Source organism: Caballeronia sp. GAWG2-1 (genome assembly GCF_023631405.1).
Classification (GTDB): domain Bacteria; phylum Pseudomonadota; class Gammaproteobacteria; order Burkholderiales; family Burkholderiaceae; genus Caballeronia.
Genome location: NZ_JALQDD010000039.1, coordinates 164,141 through 185,793 on the forward strand (window position 1 = coordinate 164,141; position 21,653 = coordinate 185,793).

Here is a 21,653-nt window from a genome sequence, read left to right on the forward strand (position 1 = left end):
GCGGATGGCGATGGCGGATGTCGATGGGTCAAATGAACACCTCTCGCTGCCATGAAACTTCCGCGACTCGTGTCGCGGGGAACACGTTACGGTGTTACGAGAACGCACGTGCGGCGGGCGTTTGAGACGCTCGTTCGGTTGAGTCGATCGCCCTTAAAAGCCGCTGCGCAAACGTTAGCGACCGAAAGCGGGACGTTCGTGACTGAAACAGTTTTGGTCCGCCTGGTTCAAATTCGTGCGGATTTCAACTAGCAGTGAGCGGCTTTTGGAGACCTCTTGTCCAACAAGGCTTCGCAGGATTTGGCATACAAATTGCCTCTGCCTGCTCGATGCAAAAGTGCCAACGTGATGGCTCCGAAGCCGGCCTAAAAAAACACCGAAGGGGATGAAATGCTGGAATGTATCGTGGCATCGGAGATGAACGTCGCGGTTTCGATCAACGCGCAGGAAGCGATGTCGGACGCTCGGACGGTCAAGGCCGTCGCGCTCGAAAGCAGCGATGCCGCAGCGCTGGTCGATTATCTGTTCAACGAAGAGACCACGGTCGTCGCCGTCGATGCCGATCTGAACGTCATGTGCAAGATGTCGAACGCGTTGGCCCTACTTGGCGACCAGGGTGGTCTTGCTATCCGCGATGGACAGCTCATGCATCTGAACCCGAAGGCCTACGAAGGACTCAAGTCGAGCGTGGCGAAGACGCTGGCTTGCGGTCAGTGCAGCACGATCGTCGTGACTGGAGCTTGGGGACATGCGTGGCATATCGTGATCACGCGCGCGGACGATCTTGTGCTTTCCTCACGGCCGCGAGCGGTATTGCGCATTGAGCGCCGTCATATTTTTCGCCGGCCGGAGGTAGCGACACTACAAAGTGTGTTGGGCTTATCGCAGGCTGAAGCGCGGATGCTGTGCGAGTTGATCTGCGGTCACAGCGTCAATGAATGCGCAGCGATTCTCGACGTGTCGATTGCGACCGTACGTAAACACCTTGCCGCAACGCTCAAGAAAACGTCCTGCTCGCGTCAGTCGGAATTGATGCGGCTAGCGAGCATCGTGACGTAACGTGCGACCTGGTGAACGTTGACCATCGGTTGAATGGGAACGGGCCTCAACGCGTACCGAACAAGAAAAGAAAGAGCCCGAAGGCCCTTTCTGACTCGCTTTACTTCGGGTGACTTGCAATGAAACTCTTGACTGCGGTGAAGGCAGGCTTTTGCGTCTTGCCATCGCTCGTCATGAGACCGTATGCGCCTTCGCTGTCGTCGTACATTTCGAAAGCCTGAATCGACTGAATGTTGTACTTGGCCGCGTTGTTGTAAAACTGCTGCATCATCAAGCTGCCGGTGAAGTACGACGCGATTGCCGAATACGTACCGTAGGTCGGACGCACACCGTACTCGTTGATCCAGACCGGTTTGCCGAACGAGTTCAGCACGCCGAGGATGTCATGGCAACCTGTGTTGCCGCAAGCGTGGGTCATGTCGCCCTGGTCCGAGTACCAGTGCCATGCCGTGATGTCCCAGCTGACAGTCGGGTGACCATGCGTGCCGTCCGGCTGCGAGCCGTCCGCAAGCATCTGAAAGAACGCGGTGTGCTTCCACGTGCCGTCGACGATGATCTTCGCCGAGCTATTGACCGACTTCACGCCCGCGATCATGCCGCGAATCAACCCGCGCGCGACTGTGAACGGCTGATTGCTGTAATGGTTCCAGACGTTGCCGTCGTAGTTGCCAGAGAGCGTGTTTGCTTCGAGCTCATTGCCGACTTCGTAGTACGTGTAGTTGTACGTCTGCGCCGTCTGCTGGCCCATCGTGTAGCCCGCGTTATAGGCGGCCTGCTCGCTGTTGTAGTTCAGGCCCAGCAGCATCACCGGATAAACCTGTACGCCGCCTGCCGCAAACTGCTTTGCGACCGTGGCGAGAACCTTCGCCGATGCCTGGCTGTACACGTCGTTACGGTAAATCTTCACGCCGAGATTTTGGAGTTGCGAAAGCTGCGTTGCGTACGACGTGGTGTCATACGCGCCGCCGTTCGTGATGTGGCCGTTTGCGCCGTAGAAGATGGAACTGGTGGTTGCGGCCTTTTCGGTCGATTGCGGCGTGGCGGCGGACTTGTCGACTGCGGCATCGACTGCGCTTTCGCCGCCGCCACCGCAAGCTGCGAGCAACGTGGAAGCGACCAGAGCAGTGGCAAGCGCTGCGGCTTTAGTTTTCGACAGAACTTTCAGGAAATGGGAAGACTGATTTTCATTCATATTAGTTTGCATAACTAATTGCCGGGCTAGCGCCCGCACATGTTTAAAAGGTTGCCGGCACTTCCGCCGACAGCTAGCACACAGTTCGCTAGTTGCGAGGTTCGCCGTAGCACCACGTCGACTTCGCGACGAGTCACGGCTTTCCGCGGCTTGCTTTGTACTCAGCACGTAAGCAAACGATTGCTTTCGATACTGCAGGAACTGCCGATCGAAGCTACCGAACGTAAGACAAAAGAAACCGCGTGAGATGTAGCAACTATTACCTCATTCGGCTGTACGAGTTTCTGTTTAGAGCAAGATGTGCCGAATCGGTGAGAACGGAAGCAAGGTTATCGTCTTATGAGATGACTGTAAATGTGAAATTAAGAAAAAAATGCGTTGCGTTTTACTGAGAGTGAAACAAATACCGATTGATATGAAGTTTCCACTTCGAAAGGATGGCGGCGGTTTCAGGGGTGCAAAAGGTGGACGCAGTTGGTCTTAAAGGCGTTGTCCGACATTGCGCAATCGTTGGATCGACGCGTAGCCCGTTAGAACTGTAGAGAGCGCACAGGGCGTAGGCGCTAGCGTCGAGTCGCGAGACGTTGCCATGTGTGATGGAATCGACGCGACAGGCCGACGAGTTTTGCTAGCGCAAGCTGCTTAGAGGATCGCTAAAGACAGCGACCCCTATCGCACTTCTTAGGGGAAGAAATTCGGCCGGGCCATTTGCGAAAGCCGGTAATCTCAGGCTCTCAACCGTCCGCAACGGCTAGAGCGTTACTCTAGAAGCAAAGCGCAATGTCCCCTGTCATCCCGATGCTCGAAAGCTGGGTAACAAAGTTGACTAAGCGATACTTCTTAGCGGCCTCTCGATACCATCGCGAAGCGTCGTGATGGCAAACGGCAAAGTGGAATCGCATGCGCTATGCATGCTGAATGGATGATCCGCATTAAAGGGCCGTTCGAGGACTCCAAACTATCTAATTTGCGCTTCATTGGCAGGGCTGCTTTGTGCGCTCGCTTCGGGAAATACTGAGAGGATGAGTTCCAACATAGTGCACGCCGGATCAGGTTTCAACCGAAGTCGCCGTCGAGGCTCGACGCAATCACCCTGATTCATCGCCGCCAATATCCAATAAGCCGCCTCGCGGTTTAAACTTGCGCTCGCCGCTTCGCGACATAGGATCTCGAACCGAACATCAGCTTCTTCCACGGTGCACAAAGATGAGCCGAATGCAAAGCGTTGTCGACGTACATGTCCTGTTCAAGAACGACAATAACGAATATCTCTTCATCCAGCGCGCAAATACCGGCCATAGAGACGGTCAGTATTCGCTGGTCGCCGGTCATCTCGAACCTGGGGAATCCATCGAGGAATGCGCGATCCGCGAGTCGAAGGAAGAAGCCGGCGTGAGCATCGCGCCAGGTTCTCTCGACTTCAACTTGGTTATGCGACGCGATTCGGAACAGAACCGAATAAGCTTCTTTCTGACATGTCGTTCTTGGGAAGGCGTCCTTGCGAACATGGAGCCGCACAAGTGTTCTGCGTTTGTTTGGGCGCCGCTGGACCATCCGCCTGAGCCGACCGTCGACTACATAGCCCATGCGCTTGAAAATATTCGCAACGGCGTGATACTGGCTGATTTCAAGCCTTGATTCAGCGTGCTAAAGTCGGCGGTGTCTCAGCCGGATTCACGAGGCGCCAAGTCAACGCTGCCGACAACAACATGAACAATGCAGCCACGACGAACAGCGCTTGATACCCTTTGGCGAAGCTAATCGCACCGAGTGCATGCAACGCGGCATCGCTCCAGCCTGGCAAGGTTGCGCTCTGAAGATGCCCTGCAGTGATATCCACTACGAGATGAAGGCGCTGCTGCGAATCGACGGAAGGCATCGAATTCGTAATGACATTTTGGACACGCGCAAACATCACCGCGCCGAGCATCGCGATTCCGATGACGAGTCCGGTAAAACGGGTCGTGCCCGACACACCCGACGCCATGCCGGATCGCTCCTTTGGGATCACGGTCATCGAAACCTTGGTCGTCTCGCCGTTGAGCATGCCCGCGCCGATGCCCGTCACGACCATGCCTACGATGAGAGGCGCATAAGCAAGCATGGTCACGACCGCCGCGAAACAGACGAGCCCGATGCACACCGTAAGCAACCCGAGCGTAAGCAACGCGCGCCCTGTCAGGCGATGCGCGAGATGACGCGACACGAGACGCGGCACGATAAAGAGTGGCCCGACCATCGGCAGCATCATGAGACCCGCGCTCGCCGATGTCGCGCCGAGACCGCTTTGAAGAAAGATCGGCACGAACGTCAGCATCGTGAGCATGCCGATGGAAAACGCAAACTGCGCGAGCGTCGCACCGAGAAACGTCCGATTGCGGAAGTACGTTAGGTCGAGCATCGGCCGCGTCTGACGTCGCTCGACAATGACGAACAACACGAACAGCACGCCAGCGCCTACGAATTCAGCGATGATCCAGCGATCATTCCAGCCGCGCCGATTGCCTTCGATAAGCGCAAGCGTCGTTAGAAAGAGCGCCGTTCCGAAGCATGCGACGCCTGGCAGGTCGAGTCGCATCGAGTGCGGATCGCGCGACGATTCGATCACGCGCAAGATCAACGCAAGCAATACGACGCCTATCGGCACGTTGACATAGAACGCCCATTGCCAGCCGAGCGCCTGCGTGATCAGTCCACCGACCACCGGACCGCTCGCGATTCCGATGCCCACTACGGTGCCCCAAAACGCAAACGCTCGCGCCCGTGCTTCGCCGTGGAATGCGTGCGACAAGGTGGCGAGTGCGGCGCTCAATTGCATGGCCGCACCGGCGCCTTGCAACGCGCGCGCGGCGATCAACATCGGCAAGTTCCACGCGGACCCGCATAAAAGCGATGCGAAGGTGAACAACATCAGCCCTGTAACGAGCAAGCGCTTGCGTCCGAAGCGGTCGGCGAGCGCGCCTGCTGGCATCAACAGCGACGCGAAGCTCAACATGTACGCCGTGATCACCCACTCGATGCCCGCGAAATCCGCATGCAGCGAGCGCGCAATGGAGGGCAGCGACACCGACACGATGTTCGCATCGAGTTGCAGCATGAAGGACGGCGCCGAGGTGCAGATGAGCACGAGCCACTCATGCCGCTTCGTCGCGGCGTCCGGTCTGCTTGCGAGTGAACGATCCATGCGGCGCGCTCCTCAAACCGCGTATTGCGCTAAACCGTTGCCGAACGACCAGTTCTCTTTCTTCACTTCGACCAGATTGATGAAGACGTTCTCAGGCCGTATGCCCGGCGATGTCGAGAGTCCCTCGGCAATTGCGCGGTATAGCGCTTTCTTTTGATCGGTGCTACGTCCTTCGTTCCACGTGATCTGGATGATGACAAGGTCGTCGTCGCGCGCAATGCCAAGATACGTCGGATCGAACATGAAGTTGGCGTCTTCATGCTCGTTGATGACCTGGAAGCGGTCGTTCTGTGGCACACCGACACTGAGCATCGCTTCATAAACGACGAGGCCGATCTTCTGGCGATAGTCGGCATCCTTTCCCTTCTTCAAGTCGATACGAACAAACGGCATGATGGAGCTCCATTTGATGAGGACCGGTGCGGCAAATTATCAGCATATGCTTGCAATCTGTCAATTGCCTGCATATGCTGATAATGGAATAATGACTCTGCAGGAAACTTCGCAGAGGAATGAGTGATGGCAACGAAAATGGCGGCAAAGAATGTGAATCGCGGGCGACCCGGTTGCAGTTGCACCGCACTGCGCAAGGCCACGCGACGTATTTCACAACTCTATGACGCGGCAATATCGCCAAGCGGCCTGAAAATCACGCAGCGCGCGGTGCTCGCTCAGATCGGGCGATCGGAGCCGACCAACGTAGGCAAGCTCGCTGCAGCGCTGGTAATGGATTCGGGCGCGCTCGCGCATACGCTCAAGCCGCTTGAGCGTGACGGCTTCATCTCACTCGAGGTGAACCCTGACGACAGGCGGCATAAATCGATTGGTCTCACGCCCGAAGGACGCGAGAAGCTCGCTGAATCCGACGTTCTGTGGCGCAAGGCGCAAGCTATCTTCGATTCATCATTGGGCCGCGCCGAAGCCGAAGTATTGCGCGGCGTGCTGGACAAGCTCTTATCGGATGAATTTGCGGAGCGCTTCGAAAAGAACATGCAACGCTAGCGGATAAACGCTAATTAGGGAGACGCCATATGCCGACTTACCTCGTATCTGTCACGGACGGGCTGCTTTCCGATGACGCGAAAGCAAACATTGCGCGCGAAATCACCCGAGCGCATAGTCAAGCCACGGGTGCGCAAACTTTCTTCGCGCAGGTCATGTTCAGCGCGATTCCACGAGGGGCTCATTTCATGGGCGGTAAGCGGATCGATACGAATCAGATCTTCGTGCATGGACACATTCGCGCAGGAAGAACGCCTGAGCAAAAGGCCAGGTTGCTTGCCGATATCGTGGAATCCCTTCATCGAATCTCGAAGTTGGAAAAGCGTTTTTTATGGATTTATCTCTCCGAGTTGCCGCCTGCGAACATGATCGAATATGGACAAGTCTTGCCTCAGCCTGGAACTGAACAACAGTGGCTTGACGGGCTACCTGAGGCAGATCGCGCCTATTTGCTAGGGCTTGCGGGCACACAGGACTGATCGTCGACTCACGCCCTTCGATTATGTTGGCGGGTCATACGAAATTATTGTCTACGACTTGCCTCAAGAATCACTTACGCTCGTCGATACGGACGGGGATTCTATCTAACACTTCGATTGACCTAAACGTATGACGATAGCATTCCCCACTGCCATTACCAACGTCGAGCAGCGCGCCTAAGAACGGCTAAGAAGCAATCGAGGTCCTCTAAAAAAAGCGCCCAGCGCATTCCCGCTTTTTCCAAATTAATCTGCAATACGCTTGAAACTGACGTAGTAATCTTCAGTGTAATAGCAGTCGTTAGTCTGTTTGCGCTGTCCACCGCACACGATGCGTCGTTGCCCGCGATCCGTCGCGCCCGGCGTGCGCACGGTATAGGCGCGGTAGTAGCCACGCGGATGTTGCGGTAGCATTGCGGCGCTATTGCGGAACATGACACCGTCCTCGGCGAAGGGGAACGGACCACCGGCCTTGATCAGACGCAGTGTCTCAGTCGCCTCGCCTGGCAATTGCGCTTTGGTGATAGCGGTGACGGCGGCTGGCGCGCTGTGTTCCTGCGTGGCCGATGCGGCTTGCGTACCGCTCGCGACCTGTCCTGGTTGGACTGGCGCCTGACTCGCTGATGCGCCCGCATCTGGAGTCGCGCTTCGCGATCCGTCTTTGTTGCATGCGCAGAGGATTGCGCTCAAGGTAAAAATGCAGCAGAAAGCCAGAGTTCGCTTCACGAAGTTGTTGTCCCCGGATTGACCAGCATTCGATTACTGCAAGCGGTTCAAGAATAGCGCTAGTAGCAGCCTGAGGCAATGTTCGCGCGTTGTCGACGAAACCGCACCAACGATGCTTTAAGAACTCAACCAGGAAGCGCAAACGAAAACGGCCTAAAGGCGCAGGTATCGCGCCTTTAAGCCGCACTTTGAATACTCCGTCACCTCGTTCGATCGTTTCAACCCTGAACCACTGCCGAACGAAGCGAATTCGACACCCTAAAGCTTAGGGCTTCGGTGCCGACGACGGGATCGGGGCAGCCTTCGTCGTGTTCTTGTGATGCTTGCGGTGATGCTTTTTAGTCTTGGTTCCACTTGCGGGCTGCGCGGCGTCGGCCGTCGTGGCAGCCGGAGCTGCAGGGGCTACGGCAGGCGCCGAAGCCTGTGCGAATACACCAACGGAAAACAAAGCGGCGATCGATGCGGCAACGAGTTGCTTTTTCATGGCGGTCAGGCCCTTCGTGGTTGTTTAACAGTGTCGCGGCTTAAGTACCGCGAGTACTTGCTTAACGCCTCGCCACGCTGTGTGTTGACACGCATCGAAAAAAAATTTCCGGTCCTTGTTGGAAGACATCCCTGACAAGCCAGCTACTTAATCTCCTTCAATGTTGTAAGGTCTACCACGCCATTCTGACTGGTAAACGCAGGGCCATGCCCTGCGCTACTTCCTTGCGACACCCCGCTAATGCAATGGTCCGCGCTGTCATAAGTCTTTAACGTGCCGTTGTCTTCGATTAAAAGTCGCTTCGCATCCGCAAAGAAGGCGTAGCGCAGACCGTTCTGTGCACCACTCGTTTGCGGCTCGCCGAGATTGTCCGGCCACCAATGTTCCATCGGCTTCATGGGCTCCATCGGTTGCATCGGCGTTATGGGTTTTATGGGCTTCATCGGTTCCATCGTGTTCCTCGTGAGTTGAGCGCTGGTTTGAAGGTCAGACGACGTTCACTGTCAGCAACACGCGTACCGCCTTTCATTCTGATTCACGACGCGGGCGTTTTAGCCCCCAAGGAACTGCACCGCATTGTTGCAGAGCCAATCCTCGCGAACCTGATCCGCCATCCCAAGCGCATCGAACTCCTGCAAAGCCTTGTCGACCGGCATCATCGGAAACGCGGACCCGAAGATCATGCGCTTCTTAAGCACCGTCCTGCCGTATTGCAAAAGCGGCTCGTAACCCGAGTGCGCGGTGGCAAGTAGCTTCGGCCGCACAGCCACGGTGCCTATCCACACATTCGGATGCCGCCACGCCACCGCAAGCAGTTCATGCACCCACGGCCATCCCGGCGGCGAAGCGCATACCCGCAACGCGGGCAACGACATCATCACGCGGTCGAGCGCGGCAGGATGGCCATGCATCATCGAGGTATGCGTCGAGAAGTTCGTGCCGCAATGAATATTCACCGGCACGTCCAATTCGACACATTTGCGATAAAGCGGAAACAGCGAGGGATCGTCGATAGCCAACTTATGCTCGAAGCCTTGCACATTCAGCCCACGCAGACCGAGTTCACGCACCGCCGTCTCGAACTCCGCGACCGCCGCATCGCCTTTGTGCGGATCGACGCCTGCAAAGCCGATGTAGCGCTCGCCATGCGTGTGACAAAACGCAGCCACGTGGTCGTTCGCTATCTTCACGCCGAACGTGCTGGTGAGATCGCGCGCCTTCAACACGACATGTCGCGCTTTCAGTCGCTCGTAAGTCGCGAGATAGTCGTCGAGTGGATCGACACCATTCGCACTCGCGACTTGACGCTCCGTACCCTCGTACACGCGCCGATAATTCGCCAGATGACTGACAGGACCGTCGAACTGCAACGACGGAGGACGGCTCGAAAAGTCCACGAACATGGGCAGCTCCGGCAAGCGTCTGGCGTTACCGCCAACGCGACTCCTGACGATCGAAGGTATCGACGAACGGATCGGTTGTCTCGGCAATCAGGCGTTTTTTCGCGATCTTGCGCGAAGGCGTACGCGGAAAATCGCCGACGATATATTGCAGATAACGCGGCACCTTGAACGACGCGAGATGCAGCGCGCAATGCTCGAACACCGCCGCGGGCGGAACGTCGCTATGCGTGAGTCCTTCGCGCAACTTGAGGTACGCCTTCACTTCCTCGCGACGCAGCGGATCGGGCACCGGCACGACTGCGGCTTCATCGATTGCATCCATGCTGCGTAGAACGGTCTCCACTTCGGTTGCCGAGACATTCTCGCCCGAGCGCTTGATCATCTCCTTGATGCGTCCCACGATGAAATAAAAGCCCTTTGCATCGCGTCGAAACAGATCGCCCGTGCGAAACCAGTCGCCATCGAAACTCTCGGCGTTGGCCTCTGGACGCTTGTAGTACCCCCATAAAATGCCGCGCCCGCGAATCCAGAGTTCACCGACTTCATCCGTATCGGCGATACTGCCGTCATCGCGACGAACCTGCAGTTCACGAAACGGGGCAGGCAGACCGCAAGTGCGTTCGAGCGCCTCATCATGGGCCCACGCGGGCACGAGTGCGCCCGTTCCTACTTCGGTCATGCCGAAGCCTTCGCGGGCAATCACGTTGAAGCGCGCCTGCACTTCTTCGCGCGCGCTTCTGGTCCATCCGTAGATGCTCACATACTTCAGGCATACATCGGCGTCGCGTTCGCTCCGTGGATGCGCGCTCAAGGCAGGCTCGGGAAAGATGCAGTAGTGAATCCGATAATCGATGAGCCACGACATGAAGCGCGTGAGACTCATGCGCTCGGCAATGTACGCGGTGCCACCGAGCTTAAGCGTCATCAGGAACTGCCACATCGGGTCCATGTAGAAGAACGGCGCCCAGATCAACACGTTCTCGATGCCCGCTTCGGGGCCGCGCCTGTTACGCGCCGCACCGTGGCAATGAATCATCCAGTAATCGTGAGTCAGCATGCAGCCCTTCGGAAAGCCCGTTGTGCCTGAGGTATATTGCAGATTCAACAGGTCGTTGCGCGACACCGTTCCGGGCGCATTGAACATGGCGCTGCCCGCATCGAGCAAAGCCTGCCATTGCAGCGGATGCTCGCTCTCGCCGCACACGATCACACGTTCCCATGCAAGCAGTGCGGGCAGCGTGGGCGCATCGGCGAGACGCGGCAGGAATTCGGCGTCGATCACGAGGTACTGCACGTCGGCATCGGTAAGGACGAACATCATTTCGTCCTGCGTGTAGGCGGTGTTCACGGGCACCATGACCGCGCCGATACGACCCAGCGCGATCCACGAGATGGGAAACTCGGGCGTGTTCTTCAACATCAGTCCAACGTGACAGCCCTTGCGAATACCGCGCCTGACGAATGAATCGGCAAGCTGCGAAGCCGCGCGATCGATTTGCGCATACGTCATCTCGATACCGCGATCGAACCACACCGCAGCGGTCTCGTCGCCATATAGCGCGGCCTGTTCGCGCACGAAATCTCCGAGCGATTCAGGCAATGCGAGTTGCTCCTGACGCTTTCGACGGTCGAGTTCGTCCGCCACGGTCGGCGACTGTGTCTTCATACATGCTCTCCACGAAATTCGAAACCTCGCACGGCGAGGCGCGCCTGTCGCGCGTATTTAGTCTTGAAGAATGATCTGGCAATCCTCCGGCGCCCAGTCGACGAGCACCGGCGCGCCGCGCTCATGTTCGGCGCGCCGCCGTGTGCCCTGTTGCTGCACGACGATCTGCGTATCGTCGGCAAGACGCACGTGATGACGCACGACGCTGCCGAGCGTGATCGAGTCTTCGAGGGTGCCGGAATGACAGATGCCATCGACAGCATGATCGTCAGGCGGCCGATGCGCGGACGTCATTCGCACGCTTTCCGGTCGCACCAGTAGCTTCACGGCCGCACCGCGCGACATCGTCTGCGATGCCGTCGCGGCGCGCAGCATGCCAAGCGGAGTCGACACGACCACATGCGTCCCGATGTCGTCCTGCACGGTGCCCGAGATCAGATTGGCCGTGCCGATAAAGCTCGCCGCGAACGCAGTGCGCGGCGAACGATACAGCTCGTCGGGCGTCGCGATCTGTTCGACGCGCCCCTGATTCATGAGCACGATGCGGTCCGACATCGAAAGCGCCTCGTCCTGATCGTGCGTGACGTTGAGCATCGTGATGCCGAGTTCCGCATGCAGCCGGCGAATCTCGAGTTGCATCTGTTCGCGCAGCTTCTTGTCGAGTGCGCCGAGCGGTTCATCGAGCAAGATTAACGCCGGGTTATAGACGATGCAACGCGCAAGCGACACACGTTGCTGCTGGCCCCCCGACAGTTCCTTCGGCTTGCGCATCGCGATGTCGGGCAAGCGCACCATGTCGAGCACGTCCCTTACCTTGCGGCGAATCTCGTCCTTCGGCATCTTGCGCACGCGCAGCGGGAACGCAATGTTGTCGAAAACGGTCATGTGCGGCATCAGCGCATAGTTCTGGAACACCATGCCGAGTCCGCGGGCACTCGGCGGCGCGTTCGTGATGTCGACGCCGCGCACGAAAATCTGCCCGGACGATGGCGTGACCATGCCCGCTATCACGTTGAGCAGCGTAGTCTTGCCCGAGCCGCTAGGGCCGAGCAGCGTGACGAACTCGCCTTGCTTCACGCTGAAGTCGAGCGGCGCGAGCGCCTGCACTTCGCCGTAGCGCCGCGAGACCTGCTTCAGTTCGATCATGTTCATCGTCGGATTCCGTGAATGATGCCGCTCAGTGACGCTCGCTGCGCATCACGACTTGCGCCGCGTTGTGGCCAGGCACGCCCGTCACGCCGCCGCCCGGATGCACGGATGCCCCGCATTGATAGAGTCCCTTCACCGGTGTGCGATAGTCCGCAGCGCCCTGCACCGGCCGCCTGAAGAAGATCTGATCCGCGCTCAGTTCACCGTGATGCACATGACCGCCCGGCAGCGCGAAGATGCGCTCCAGATCGGCGGGCGAAAGCACTTGCGCATCGTCGATGCAGTCGCGAATATCGGGCGCATGCAGCGCAAGCGTATCGAGCACGATATGAAAGAGACGTTTGCGCTGCGTGTCCCATGTTCCTTCGCGTAACTTATAAGGCGCATGCTGGCCGAAGATGCTCATCAGATGCTTGCCCGCAGGCGCGACGCTTGGGTCCATCGCGCTTGGCGTCAACACGACGAGCGGCGGTCGCGGCGATATCTCGCCATACTTGGATGCATCCCACGCGCGTTCGAGATACTCCACCGAAGGTCCGATACGAACTTGCGCCGGATAAGCAAAACCTGCTGCATTGGAATCGAAATCCGTGAAAGTGGGCAGGCGTCGCAACGCGAGATTCACTTTGAACGCGGTAGAACGGTCGCGTATCTGCGCGACACGCGCGAGAAATTCGGGCGGCACGTAACCCGCATCGACGAGTTGCTGAAACAGGATCTTGGTCGCCACGTTCGATATGACGCAACCCGCTTCGATCGATTCGCCCGATGCGAGCCGCACGCCCGTCGCTCGTCCGCCGCTTATCTCCACCGACGCCACCGGCGCATTGCAACGCACCTCCATGCCATGCGCCCGCCCCGATGCCGCGATGGCTTCGGAGATGGAACCCATGCCGCCACGCACGAAGCCCGCCGGCCCCTCGCTCGTGGTGTGATCGCGAATGAAGCCGCGCAGCAACACATACGCCGAGCCGGGCGAGCAGATGCTCGTGGCCGCTCCGCCGCACGACGCGTAGAAGCCCAGCGCCGCGATCATCTGATCGGACTCGAACCAGCGCGACAGGTAATCGCGCGCGCTCAACGTGAGTACGTCGTACAAGTCGTAGAACTGCTCGCCCATATCGCGGAAACGCCAGGCGAATCCAAGCAAACGCCCGCGCGCGCCGAGCGCGGCATCGGCGGGATCGGGCGGAATCTCCCAGAGCATCTCGGCGACGACCTTGCCGAGCCGAGCCATATGCGCGCGATACTTACCGTATGCATCGGCATCGGCGCGGCTAAAGCGCGCGATATCCGCATGAAGCCGTTCGCCTTCCCCGCGAAACACGAGACTCTTGCCATCGCCATACAGATGCAGCATGGGCGGCGGCACGACGATCTCGTAGCCGTACTTCGCAAGCTCGAGTTCGCGGATGATACGCGGCTGCAACAACGCCATCGTGTAGGACGCGGTCGATACGCGATACCCCGGCCACACCGCTTCGCTGACGGCCGCGCCGCCTGCGAGTTCGCGCCGTTCAAGCAGACATACCTTGAAGCCTTTGCGCGCGAGATAAGCACCGCACACGAGGCCGTTGTGTCCCGCGCCGATGATCACCGCGTCGTACCTGTTCGCCATGTTGGTCTCTAGTTCAAGATTAGTCGGCGGACGCGTCGCGCCGTTGCAAAGCCATGATGCCGATGCACACCAGAAGCGATATCAGCGTGAGCAGCGTCGAGACGGCGGCGAGCACCGGCGATACTTCCCAGCGGATCGCGCTGTACATCTTGACCGGCAAGGTCGTGGTCTGCGGTCCCGAGATGAAGTACGCGACCACCACTTCGTCGAATGACAGAAGGAACGCGAACAGCACGCTCACGGCCACCGACGCGCGTATCTGCGGCAACACCACTTGAAAGAAGATGCGCACGCGGCTTGCGCCCATCAGAAGCGCGACGGCTTCGAGCGATGCATCCGCGTGACGCAAGCCCGAGCCCACCGCAATGATCACGAACGGAACGACGAGCACGGCATGCGCGAGCGCAAGTCCCCATACCGTGTTGACAAGCGAGAGCATCGAGAACTGCTTATACACGCCAAGACCGAGCACGACGACGGGCACGAGCATGGGCGTGATGGCGAAGGTTTCGAGTACGCGCTTGCCCGGAAACCGGCCGCGTGCAAGCGCATAAGCGCCTGGCACACCGGCCGCTATCGAGATTACCGATGCCAGCAGCGCGACCATCACGCTCGTCACACACGCGCCCCACCATGCCGGATCGGCGAAGAACTGCCGGAATAGCGCAAGCGAGAGGGTCTTCGGCGGAAACGTCAGTTCGCTGCCGCCGCCGAACGAAATCGGCACGATCACGAGGCTTGGCAGCAGCAGGAACAAATAGCCGCACCATCCGCCGATGGAACCGAGCACGCGCATGAATACACGCGAGTCGCGGCGCTTCGGTTCGGGCTTGACGAATTCGTTGCTGACACGCGTTGCGGTATCCATCATGCGAGCGCCTCCGTGCCGCGCTGAACACGTCCGAGCACCGCGATCAGCGCCCCGGACAGCACGAGCAACATCATCGCGATGGAAGCGGCCAGCGTCCAGTCGAGCGTCTGCCGCGTGTAGAAGTCGATGAGGTTGGCGAGCATCATGTCGCGCGGCCCGCCGAGCAACGCGGGCGTGATGTACATGCCCATGGAGAGCGTGAGGCACATGAGAACGCCTGCGAACACGCCGGGCATCGACAAAGGCAACGTGATGCGCGCGAAGATCATCGCGGGACCTGCGCCCATGAGTTCGGCGGCGAGCTTGAGATTGCGGTTCTGCGTGGTGAGGCTCGTGAGAATGGGCAGCACCATGAACGGCAGGAGATAGTTGGTCATTCCTATCACGACGCCAGTGCGGTTGAACATGAGGTCGGGATGCCATGTATCGCCACTCAACCATCCCGCGAGTTTCGCGACGATCCCCGCGCTGCCCAGCACGACGGTGAAGGCATAACTCTTCACGAGCACGCTGGTCCAGAACGGCAACATCACCATCACGAGATACGGCGCGCGCTTCGACATGGGCATGCGGGCGAGATGCAGCGCGACGATATACCCAAGCACGAGACTCGTCGCCGTGGCGAGCGCGCTGATGATCATCGTGTTGCCGAGCACGCGATGTATGAGCGCGCTCGTCAGCACCTGTTCGTAGCCGCGCAGCGTGAACGCGTGTTCGTAGATGCTCGACCAGCCGACTACGCCGAGCGGCCACAGAAAGAACACCGCGAGCAGGCCGTAGAGCGGCAGCAGCATCACGACGACGGCCTTCAGGTTCAGCGTGTAACTCATCGCGCGCCCCTTGCTTTACGCTACGTTATGTCAGCATCCAGGTCGTGAAGCGGTTTTGCAACGCGTCGTAGTGATCGCCCCACCACGTGTCGTTGATGATCACGCTGTTCGGATCGTGCATGTCCGGCATGCGCGCCTTGGCGGCGGCGGATACGAGCGGCATGGCCTGCACCGCGTTCGGCGCGAACTCGACCATCTCGCAGAATGCGGCCTGGCGGTCGGGGCGCAGACAGAACGCCACGTATTGCATGGCAGCCTGCGTGTTCTTGCCGTACTTCGGCACCGCGAGATATTCGAGGCTGTTGAGCGTCTGCTTCATCGACATCTGCACCGACGTACCCGCTCTTTGCGCGGGCAAAACGCGACTCAGATACGTGTACGTGAAATCGAGTTCGTTACTCGCGATAAGCGTCACCGTCTCCGGCGTCGTCTCGATCCACTTGCGCACACCCGGCTTGATGCGGTCCATCGCCGCGAAGGCGCGTTCGACATCGAGCGGGTAAAGCTTGTCGGGCGCGACGCCATCCGCGAGCAACGCCATCTCCAGGTTCTCGCTCACCCGTGGGCGCAAACCCCGACGACCCGGAAACGCTTTTACATCCCAGAACTCCGCGTAGGTCGTCGGATGCTTGCTGCCGCGCTTCGGGTCGAAGCCGATCCCGCCCGCATACGAATACGTGCCGACGAAGTCCGCGCCCGTCTTCGTGATGAGGCCATCGGTCTTGACGATAGCCGGGTCCAGCTTCTCCCACATGCCCTGACGCGAACCCGCGACGATCTGCGGTCCAATGCTGTCGAACACATCCCACGACACATTCTTCGATTCGACCTGCACCTTCATGCGCGCGAGATCCGCGCTGTTGACGAGATTCACCGCGATGCCCGTCTCTTTCGCAAAGGGTTCGGCGAACGAGGCACGCACCGCCGCTTCATAGGCGCCGCCCCAGCATGTCACGCTGACGCTCTTTGCCTGCGCATGCACAATGGCCGGTGCGCCGAGCAGCGCGGTGCCGGCGAGCGCGCCGGCTTGCAGCAGGAAGGTGCGTCGTGAAGGCGACGGACTGGTCGATACGGTTTCGGCTTGAGATAGTGGCGCGTTCATGTCGGTCTCCATGCGAGGTCGGGGCACTGCTTCATCCGGCGATCCAGATCGCCTTCCAGTCCATGTATTTGTCGAAGGCGTGCATCGACTTGTCGCGGCCGAATCCCGATTGCTTGAAGCCGCCGAAGGGCGAGGACATGGTGCCGCGATCGAAGCAATTGACCCACACCACGCCCGCCTTCAATTGACGCGAGACCTGCTGCGCCCGCGCGATGTTCGAGGTCCACACCGCGGCGGCGAGGCCGTAGATCGTGTCGTTGGCGACGCGCACCGCTTCCTCCGGCGACTCGACCGTGATCGCCGACAGCACCGGCCCGAAAATCTCCTCGCGCGCGATACGCATGTCGTTGCTCACACGATCGAACACGGTCGGCTCGATGAAGTAGCCGCCCGATTCCGGCCGCGCGGTACGCCCGCCAGCGATGACACGCGCGCCATCGGCACGACCCGCATCGATATACGACATGACCGACTCGTGCTGTGCCTGGCTCACGATCGCACCCATCTTCGTGGCGGGATCGAGCGGGTCGCCGGGCACGAGATCCCGCGCGATGGCCGCGACTTTCTCCAGCAGTTCGTCGCGTACCGCCGCGTGTACGATCAGCCGCGAACCCGCGTTGCACACCTGTCCGCTATTGGCGAAGATACCGGCCGCCACGGCGCGCGCGGCGGCGTCGAGATCGGGGCAATCGTCGAGCACGATATGCGGGCTCTTGCCGCCGCATTCGAGCCCGATGCGCTTCATATTCGACTGACCCGAGTACTGCATGAACAACTTGCCGACAGCGGTCGACCCGGTGAAGCCGACGGCATCGACATCCATGTGCAGACCGAGCGCGCGCCCCGCCGTTTCACCGTAGCCCGGCACGACGTTGAGCACGCCAGGCGGCAAACCCGCTTCGGCCGCGAGCGCGGCGATACGAATCGCGCTTAGCGGCGATTGCTCCGCGGGCTTGAGGATCACCGAGTTGCCTGCGGCGAGTGCGGGGCCGAGCTTCCAGCTTGCCATCGAGAGCGGATAGTTCCACGGCACCACGGCCGCGACCACGCCGAGCGGCTCGCGCACGATCATGGTGGTCACGTCGGGTGCGGCGGGCGCGGTTTCGCCATAGAGCTTGTCGATGGCCTCGCCATACCACTGGATGCAGGTGGCCGAACTCACGATGTCGCCGTTGTAGGCATTGGTGATCGGCTTGCCGACATCGAGCGATTCGAGCAGCGCCAGCTCTTCGCGATGCGCCATGATCAAACCCGCGAATTTGAGCATGACGGCTTTGCGTTCGGCAGGTGCGGCGCGCGACCAGACGCCGGATTCGAAGGCGCGTCGCGCGCTTCTGACCGCGACGTCCACGTCTTCCGTTCCGCATTCGGCGACTGCGGCGATGGTACGGCCCGTGGCCGGGTCGATGGTCGCAAAGAGCTTGCCGGAGAGCGCGTTCACATAGCGCCCGTCGATGAACGCGCGGCCCTCGGGCCGGATTTCTTGCGCGCGGGCGCGCCACACCGATGCGTCGGGAATGCTCACTGCAAAGCTCCTTGAGTTGGGTCGATTGCCTGCGTGCCTTTCAACATCCAGCGTTGAAATCAAGTGTAGGGTTTCAAAAGTATGAAAACCAATACATTCTGATAACCTTGTTCCTGCCAGAAAGTTATACCTTCGACGGGTCCGCCATGCTCAAAGTGCGTCATCTGGAAATCTTCCGCGCGGTGGTCAAGGCGGGCAGCGTGTCCGCTGCGGCACGTCTGCTTTACGTGTCCCAGCCTGCCGTGACCAAGACTCTGCGCATGCTGGAAGAAGACATCGGGCTTACGCTTTTTCTGCGTGTGAAGGGGCGGCTCGTATGCACGCCCGAGGCGGAGGCAATCCTGCCGGAGATAGAGCGGTTGTTTGGCAGCGTGCAATCGATTGCGCAGACCGCACGCGAGATTCAGGAGGGCCAGCGCGGGTCGATTCGCGTATCGACAGTCTCCATGCTCGCAACCACTATCGTCGCGCGCGCGGTCGGCAAGTTCCGCGAGACGCATCCGCAAGTCGAGTTCGATATCAGGGCGTTGCCTACGCGTCACGTCGTCGAATACGTGAACAACAATCAGGCGGATTTCGGCATTCTGGATGTAGCCGCGCCTTCAGGCACGCTCGAGGTGGAGGAGTTCTGTCGCGCCGAACTATGCTGCGTGATGCGTGCGGAGCATCCGCTTGCTGCGCGCAAGACGGTCACGCCTCGCCTTCTGGATCACGAGACGCTCGCGACCTTCGGGGAAGATACGTTGACGGGATGGCGCCTGCGCGAAGCCTTCCGCGCGCAGGGACGGGTCTTTACGAGCGCGTTCGTGTCCAACAGCACGCCGGTGCTGTGCGCGCTCGTGCGGGAAGCCAATGCGGTGGCGCTGGTGGACCCTTTCTCGCTGATGAGCCGTTCGTTTCCGGACTTGATTGCACGACGATTCTCGCCGGCCGTACCGGTCGAACCGCGCTTTCTCTTTGCGCCCGGCAGACCGCGGTCGGTCATCGTCAATCAATTCGTCCTTCAATTGAAGGAGACTGCGGCGGAGTTCGTGATGGGGTGAGTCTTTAAGTGCATGCGTTACGGACTAAGGCCGACTCGTGCTTGCAGCGAGCGCCGCAGTATCGGCTGTCATGCGATTCTCACCCGTTTCGATCTTGCCGACGGCGACAGCGCCACTCTCTGAATCACCCGACGTGCGAGTGGACCAGAGCGTAATGCCTGCCAGTGCAACGAGGCAGACCGTCGTCCATGCGGCTACGGTGCTCAAGTGATCGCGCAGACGCCTTGGCATCCGCAAAGCAGGCTTGCTGGCCTCGACGATCTCGGGTGCCGGTTTCTCCATCACGAACCCGCATCTCGGGCAGTTCGCTACTTCCGTGCGTGCTTCCGCGCCGCATTCCTTGCATATGATGGAAAACATCCGTACCTCTGTCCGCCTCGTGTGATCGCTTCTGAGGTAACGACACGGCGCGCGCGATCTTTAGCTTTCTCCCTCGAAACGTGACGTTTTATGCGTTTTCGGTTGATCCGGTGCGGTGCCTTTCGACGGGGCAGGCCTGTGCGCATGCGCCGACGATATCGCCCGAACGCGATGCCTTCGTCACGCGTATGGCGGCGTGAATCGCGTGTTGTAACGCACGGCCCGCGCGTCTCGTCAAAAATGCCATGCTGCTCGACGGATTTCGGCCCGGCATTCCTGCCGGACTTTTTGCGCCATGCCTTAAAGACTTTCGAGCGCGAGCGCGATGCCCTGCCCTCCGCCGATGCAAAGCGTCACGATGCCTCGCCGCACGCCATCGCGACGCATCGAGTGGATTAGACGCGTGGTGAGCACCGCGCCCGTGGCGCCGATGGCATGACCATGCGCGATAGCGCCGCCATCCACGTTCACGATGTCCTCGGGAATCCCGAGTTCAGCTATGACGGCGAGCGGCACTGCAGCGAAAGCCTCGTTGATCTCGAAGCGCTCCACGTCGCCCAGCTTCCAGCCCGCGCGCTCCAATACCTTTGTCACGGCCGGGGCCGGTGCGATGCCAAACAGCCCCGGCTCGACCGCCGACACCGCGAAAGCAACGAGCCGCGCCGAAGCGACTACATCTAACGATTCAGCCGTGGCACGACGCGTGACGATCATCGCCGATGCGCCGCTATTCAGGCCCGGCGCATTGCCTGCGGTGATGGTGCCGTCCTTGCGAAATGCGGGCTTGAGCCGAGCAAGCGTTTCGAGGTTGGTATCGGGACGCGGTTGCTCGTCTGTATCGAATGGGGACACGCCTTTTTTGCCAGGAACGTTGACGGTCACGAGCTCGTTTGCGAAGTGACCTGCATCTCGCGCATCGCTGAAGCGCCGTTGCGAACGTTCTGCCCAGCGGTCCTGCGCCTCGCGGCCGATGCCGTATTTGCTGACGAGGTCTTCCGTGTGCCAGCCGGAGTGCTGGCCCGAGAACGCGTCGTCGAGTCCATCGCGCAACATGCTGTCGATGACCTGTGCCGCGCCCATGCGTTGACCCCATCGCGCCGCAGGCAGCAGATACGGCGCGCGATCCATGTTCTCCATGCCACCGGCAATAACCACGTTTGAGATATCGAGTGCTATTTCCTGAGCCGCCGATGCAATTGCCTGCGCGCCCGACCCGCATACCCGATTCACCGTGACAGCAGGCGATGCCACCGGAATGCCGCCGTTGATCGACGCCTGGCGCGCGGGATTCATGCCGCTGCCTGCCTGGATGACGTTGCCCATGATGACTGCATCGACCTTTCGCGGCGCCAGACCCGTGCGACGCACGCTCTCGCGGATAGCGGTGGCGCCCAGCTCCGTTGCCGCCACTTCTTTCAAGCTGCCGCCAAAGGCTCCGATTGGCGTGCGCACCGGCGCGCATAGAACGATTTCATCTTTGAACATGACATTCTCTCCATGGTTAGTGCATATGCACATTTTTCCATGGATTTGAGAAGCTTGCAGAGACGATGGGTGGTTGAGCGTTCGACGTCGGGACGACTCGATCAGGGCCGGGATGACTCCAAATAGCACTCTGCGCGTTAGCAAAGTTGAGTTGTTTCGATATTCGAGGTGTGGACGGCGGTAGCCAAGGACTCGTGAGACTTGGCTGGGACTAGATTTTTTTCACGTCTCTGTCTTGCGGACCAAGAGGACCTTCCACTGTGTCTGTTCAGGACAGTCATCTTCGAAAATTATGTCGGCTCCATCAAAACACAAATGTCTCTACTGACCTTTCTCAACCTGATCGAAGCGTGCGACCAATTCAACTTCTATTCTTTTAAATCAAGCATTTAGACAGCCAAACCAAATTTATTTGCGTCGTTGGCATGCCTCTCGCATATGTAGCTGCGAGCGCAACAAATCAACGCTCGACCAA

21 protein-coding genes are annotated in these 21,653 nt (G+C 59.5%); 5 read left to right on the top strand and 16 right to left on the bottom strand.

The window, feature by feature from the left end; genetic code table 11:
* Positions 1-390 precede the first annotated feature (390 nt).
* Entirely contained in the window at positions 391-1,059 is a 669-nt protein-coding gene (locus tag NCR98_RS26830) for a helix-turn-helix transcriptional regulator (protein ID WP_250527851.1), read from the top strand.
* Between the two features lie 100 nt (positions 1,060-1,159).
* On the opposite strand, the gene NCR98_RS26835 is transcribed toward NCR98_RS26830, so the two are convergent.
* Entirely contained in the window at positions 1,160-2,251 is a 1,092-nt protein-coding gene (locus tag NCR98_RS26835; RefSeq protein ID WP_244832454.1) for a lipopolysaccharide biosynthesis protein, read from the bottom strand.
* Positions 2,252-3,457: 1,206 nt separating this feature from the next.
* On the opposite strand from NCR98_RS26835, the gene NCR98_RS26840 reads away from it, so the two are divergent.
* Positions 3,458-3,889, top strand: a complete 432-nt coding sequence (locus tag NCR98_RS26840; protein WP_250527852.1) for an NUDIX hydrolase — start codon at positions 3,458-3,460, stop codon at positions 3,887-3,889.
* A 1-nt stretch (position 3,890) separates the two neighbouring features.
* Here the strand turns inward: NCR98_RS26840 and NCR98_RS26845 are convergent, their stop codons facing one another.
* A complete protein-coding gene (locus tag NCR98_RS26845) occupies positions 3,891-5,435 on the bottom strand; it encodes an MFS transporter (protein WP_250527853.1) in 1,545 nt (514 codons plus the stop codon).
* Between the two features lie 12 nt (positions 5,436-5,447).
* Positions 5,448-5,828, bottom strand: a complete 381-nt coding sequence (locus tag NCR98_RS26850; RefSeq protein ID WP_250527854.1) for a tautomerase family protein — start codon at positions 5,826-5,828, stop codon at positions 5,448-5,450.
* A 126-nt stretch (positions 5,829-5,954) separates the two neighbouring features.
* Between NCR98_RS26850 and NCR98_RS26855 the strand changes: the two genes are divergently transcribed.
* Both NCR98_RS26855 and NCR98_RS26860 read left to right on the top strand, forming a co-directional pair.
* Entirely contained in the window at positions 5,955-6,437 is a 483-nt protein-coding gene (locus NCR98_RS26855) for a MarR family winged helix-turn-helix transcriptional regulator (protein WP_250527855.1), read from the top strand.
* 29 nt (positions 6,438-6,466) lie between these two features.
* Positions 6,467-6,916 carry a tautomerase family protein gene (locus NCR98_RS26860; protein ID WP_250527856.1) on the top strand — a complete coding sequence of 150 codons (450 nt, stop codon included), beginning with the start codon at positions 6,467-6,469 and terminating at the stop codon, positions 6,914-6,916.
* A 246-nt stretch (positions 6,917-7,162) separates the two neighbouring features.
* Here the strand turns inward: NCR98_RS26860 and NCR98_RS26865 are convergent, their stop codons facing one another.
* The 11 genes from NCR98_RS26865 to NCR98_RS26915 form a co-directional block, all read right to left on the bottom strand.
* Positions 7,163-7,642, bottom strand: a complete 480-nt coding sequence (locus tag NCR98_RS26865) for a ribonuclease (protein ID WP_250468338.1) — start codon at positions 7,640-7,642, stop codon at positions 7,163-7,165.
* A 265-nt stretch (positions 7,643-7,907) separates the two neighbouring features.
* Positions 7,908-8,126, bottom strand: a complete 219-nt coding sequence (locus tag NCR98_RS26870; protein ID WP_250468339.1) for a hypothetical protein — start codon at positions 8,124-8,126, stop codon at positions 7,908-7,910.
* Positions 8,127-8,269: 143 nt separating this feature from the next.
* The gene (locus NCR98_RS26875) at positions 8,270-8,578 is read right to left on the bottom strand and encodes a hypothetical protein (protein WP_250527857.1); all 309 of its coding nucleotides are present in this window, start codon (positions 8,576-8,578) and stop codon (positions 8,270-8,272) included.
* Between the two features lie 99 nt (positions 8,579-8,677).
* Positions 8,678-9,529 carry an amidohydrolase family protein gene (locus NCR98_RS26880; protein ID WP_250527858.1) on the bottom strand — a complete coding sequence of 284 codons (852 nt, stop codon included), beginning with the start codon at positions 9,527-9,529 and terminating at the stop codon, positions 8,678-8,680.
* Between the two features lie 25 nt (positions 9,530-9,554).
* Entirely contained in the window at positions 9,555-11,195 is a 1,641-nt protein-coding gene (locus tag NCR98_RS26885) for a class I adenylate-forming enzyme family protein (protein WP_250527859.1), read from the bottom strand.
* Between the two features lie 57 nt (positions 11,196-11,252).
* Positions 11,253-12,347: an ABC transporter ATP-binding protein gene (locus NCR98_RS26890; protein ID WP_244832443.1), complete on the bottom strand. Its 1,095-nt coding sequence runs from the start codon at positions 12,345-12,347 to the stop codon at positions 11,253-11,255.
* A gap of 25 nt (positions 12,348-12,372) precedes the next feature.
* Positions 12,373-13,962, bottom strand: a complete 1,590-nt coding sequence (locus NCR98_RS26895) for a phytoene desaturase family protein (protein WP_250527860.1) — start codon at positions 13,960-13,962, stop codon at positions 12,373-12,375.
* Positions 13,963-13,981: 19 nt separating this feature from the next.
* Entirely contained in the window at positions 13,982-14,833 is an 852-nt protein-coding gene (locus NCR98_RS26900; RefSeq protein WP_250468345.1) for an ABC transporter permease, read from the bottom strand.
* Positions 14,830-15,663: an ABC transporter permease gene (locus tag NCR98_RS26905; protein ID WP_250527861.1), complete on the bottom strand. Its 834-nt coding sequence runs from the start codon at positions 15,661-15,663 to the stop codon at positions 14,830-14,832. Before NCR98_RS26905 ends, NCR98_RS26900 begins: the two co-directional genes overlap by 4 nt.
* 25 nt (positions 15,664-15,688) lie before the next feature.
* On the bottom strand, positions 15,689-16,765 hold the full coding sequence (locus NCR98_RS26910) for an ABC transporter substrate-binding protein (RefSeq protein ID WP_250527862.1): 1,077 nt from the start codon (positions 16,763-16,765) through the stop codon (positions 15,689-15,691).
* Positions 16,766-16,796: 31 nt separating this feature from the next.
* The gene (locus tag NCR98_RS26915; protein ID WP_250527863.1) at positions 16,797-18,290 is read right to left on the bottom strand and encodes an aldehyde dehydrogenase; all 1,494 of its coding nucleotides are present in this window, start codon (positions 18,288-18,290) and stop codon (positions 16,797-16,799) included.
* Between the two features lie 146 nt (positions 18,291-18,436).
* Between NCR98_RS26915 and NCR98_RS26920 the strand changes: the two genes are divergently transcribed.
* Complete coding sequence (locus NCR98_RS26920; RefSeq protein WP_244832438.1) at positions 18,437-19,333, top strand: LysR family transcriptional regulator; 897 nt, start codon at positions 18,437-18,439, stop codon at positions 19,331-19,333.
* Between the two features lie 24 nt (positions 19,334-19,357).
* Here NCR98_RS26920 and NCR98_RS26925 read toward each other — a convergent pair whose 3' ends face one another.
* Both NCR98_RS26925 and NCR98_RS26930 read right to left on the bottom strand, forming a co-directional pair.
* Positions 19,358-19,693: a hypothetical protein gene (locus NCR98_RS26925; protein WP_250495261.1), complete on the bottom strand. Its 336-nt coding sequence runs from the start codon at positions 19,691-19,693 to the stop codon at positions 19,358-19,360.
* A gap of 300 nt (positions 19,694-19,993) precedes the next feature.
* Complete coding sequence (locus NCR98_RS26930; protein WP_250527864.1) at positions 19,994-21,178, bottom strand: thiolase family protein; 1,185 nt, start codon at positions 21,176-21,178, stop codon at positions 19,994-19,996.
* Positions 21,179-21,653: the final 475 nt, after the last annotated feature.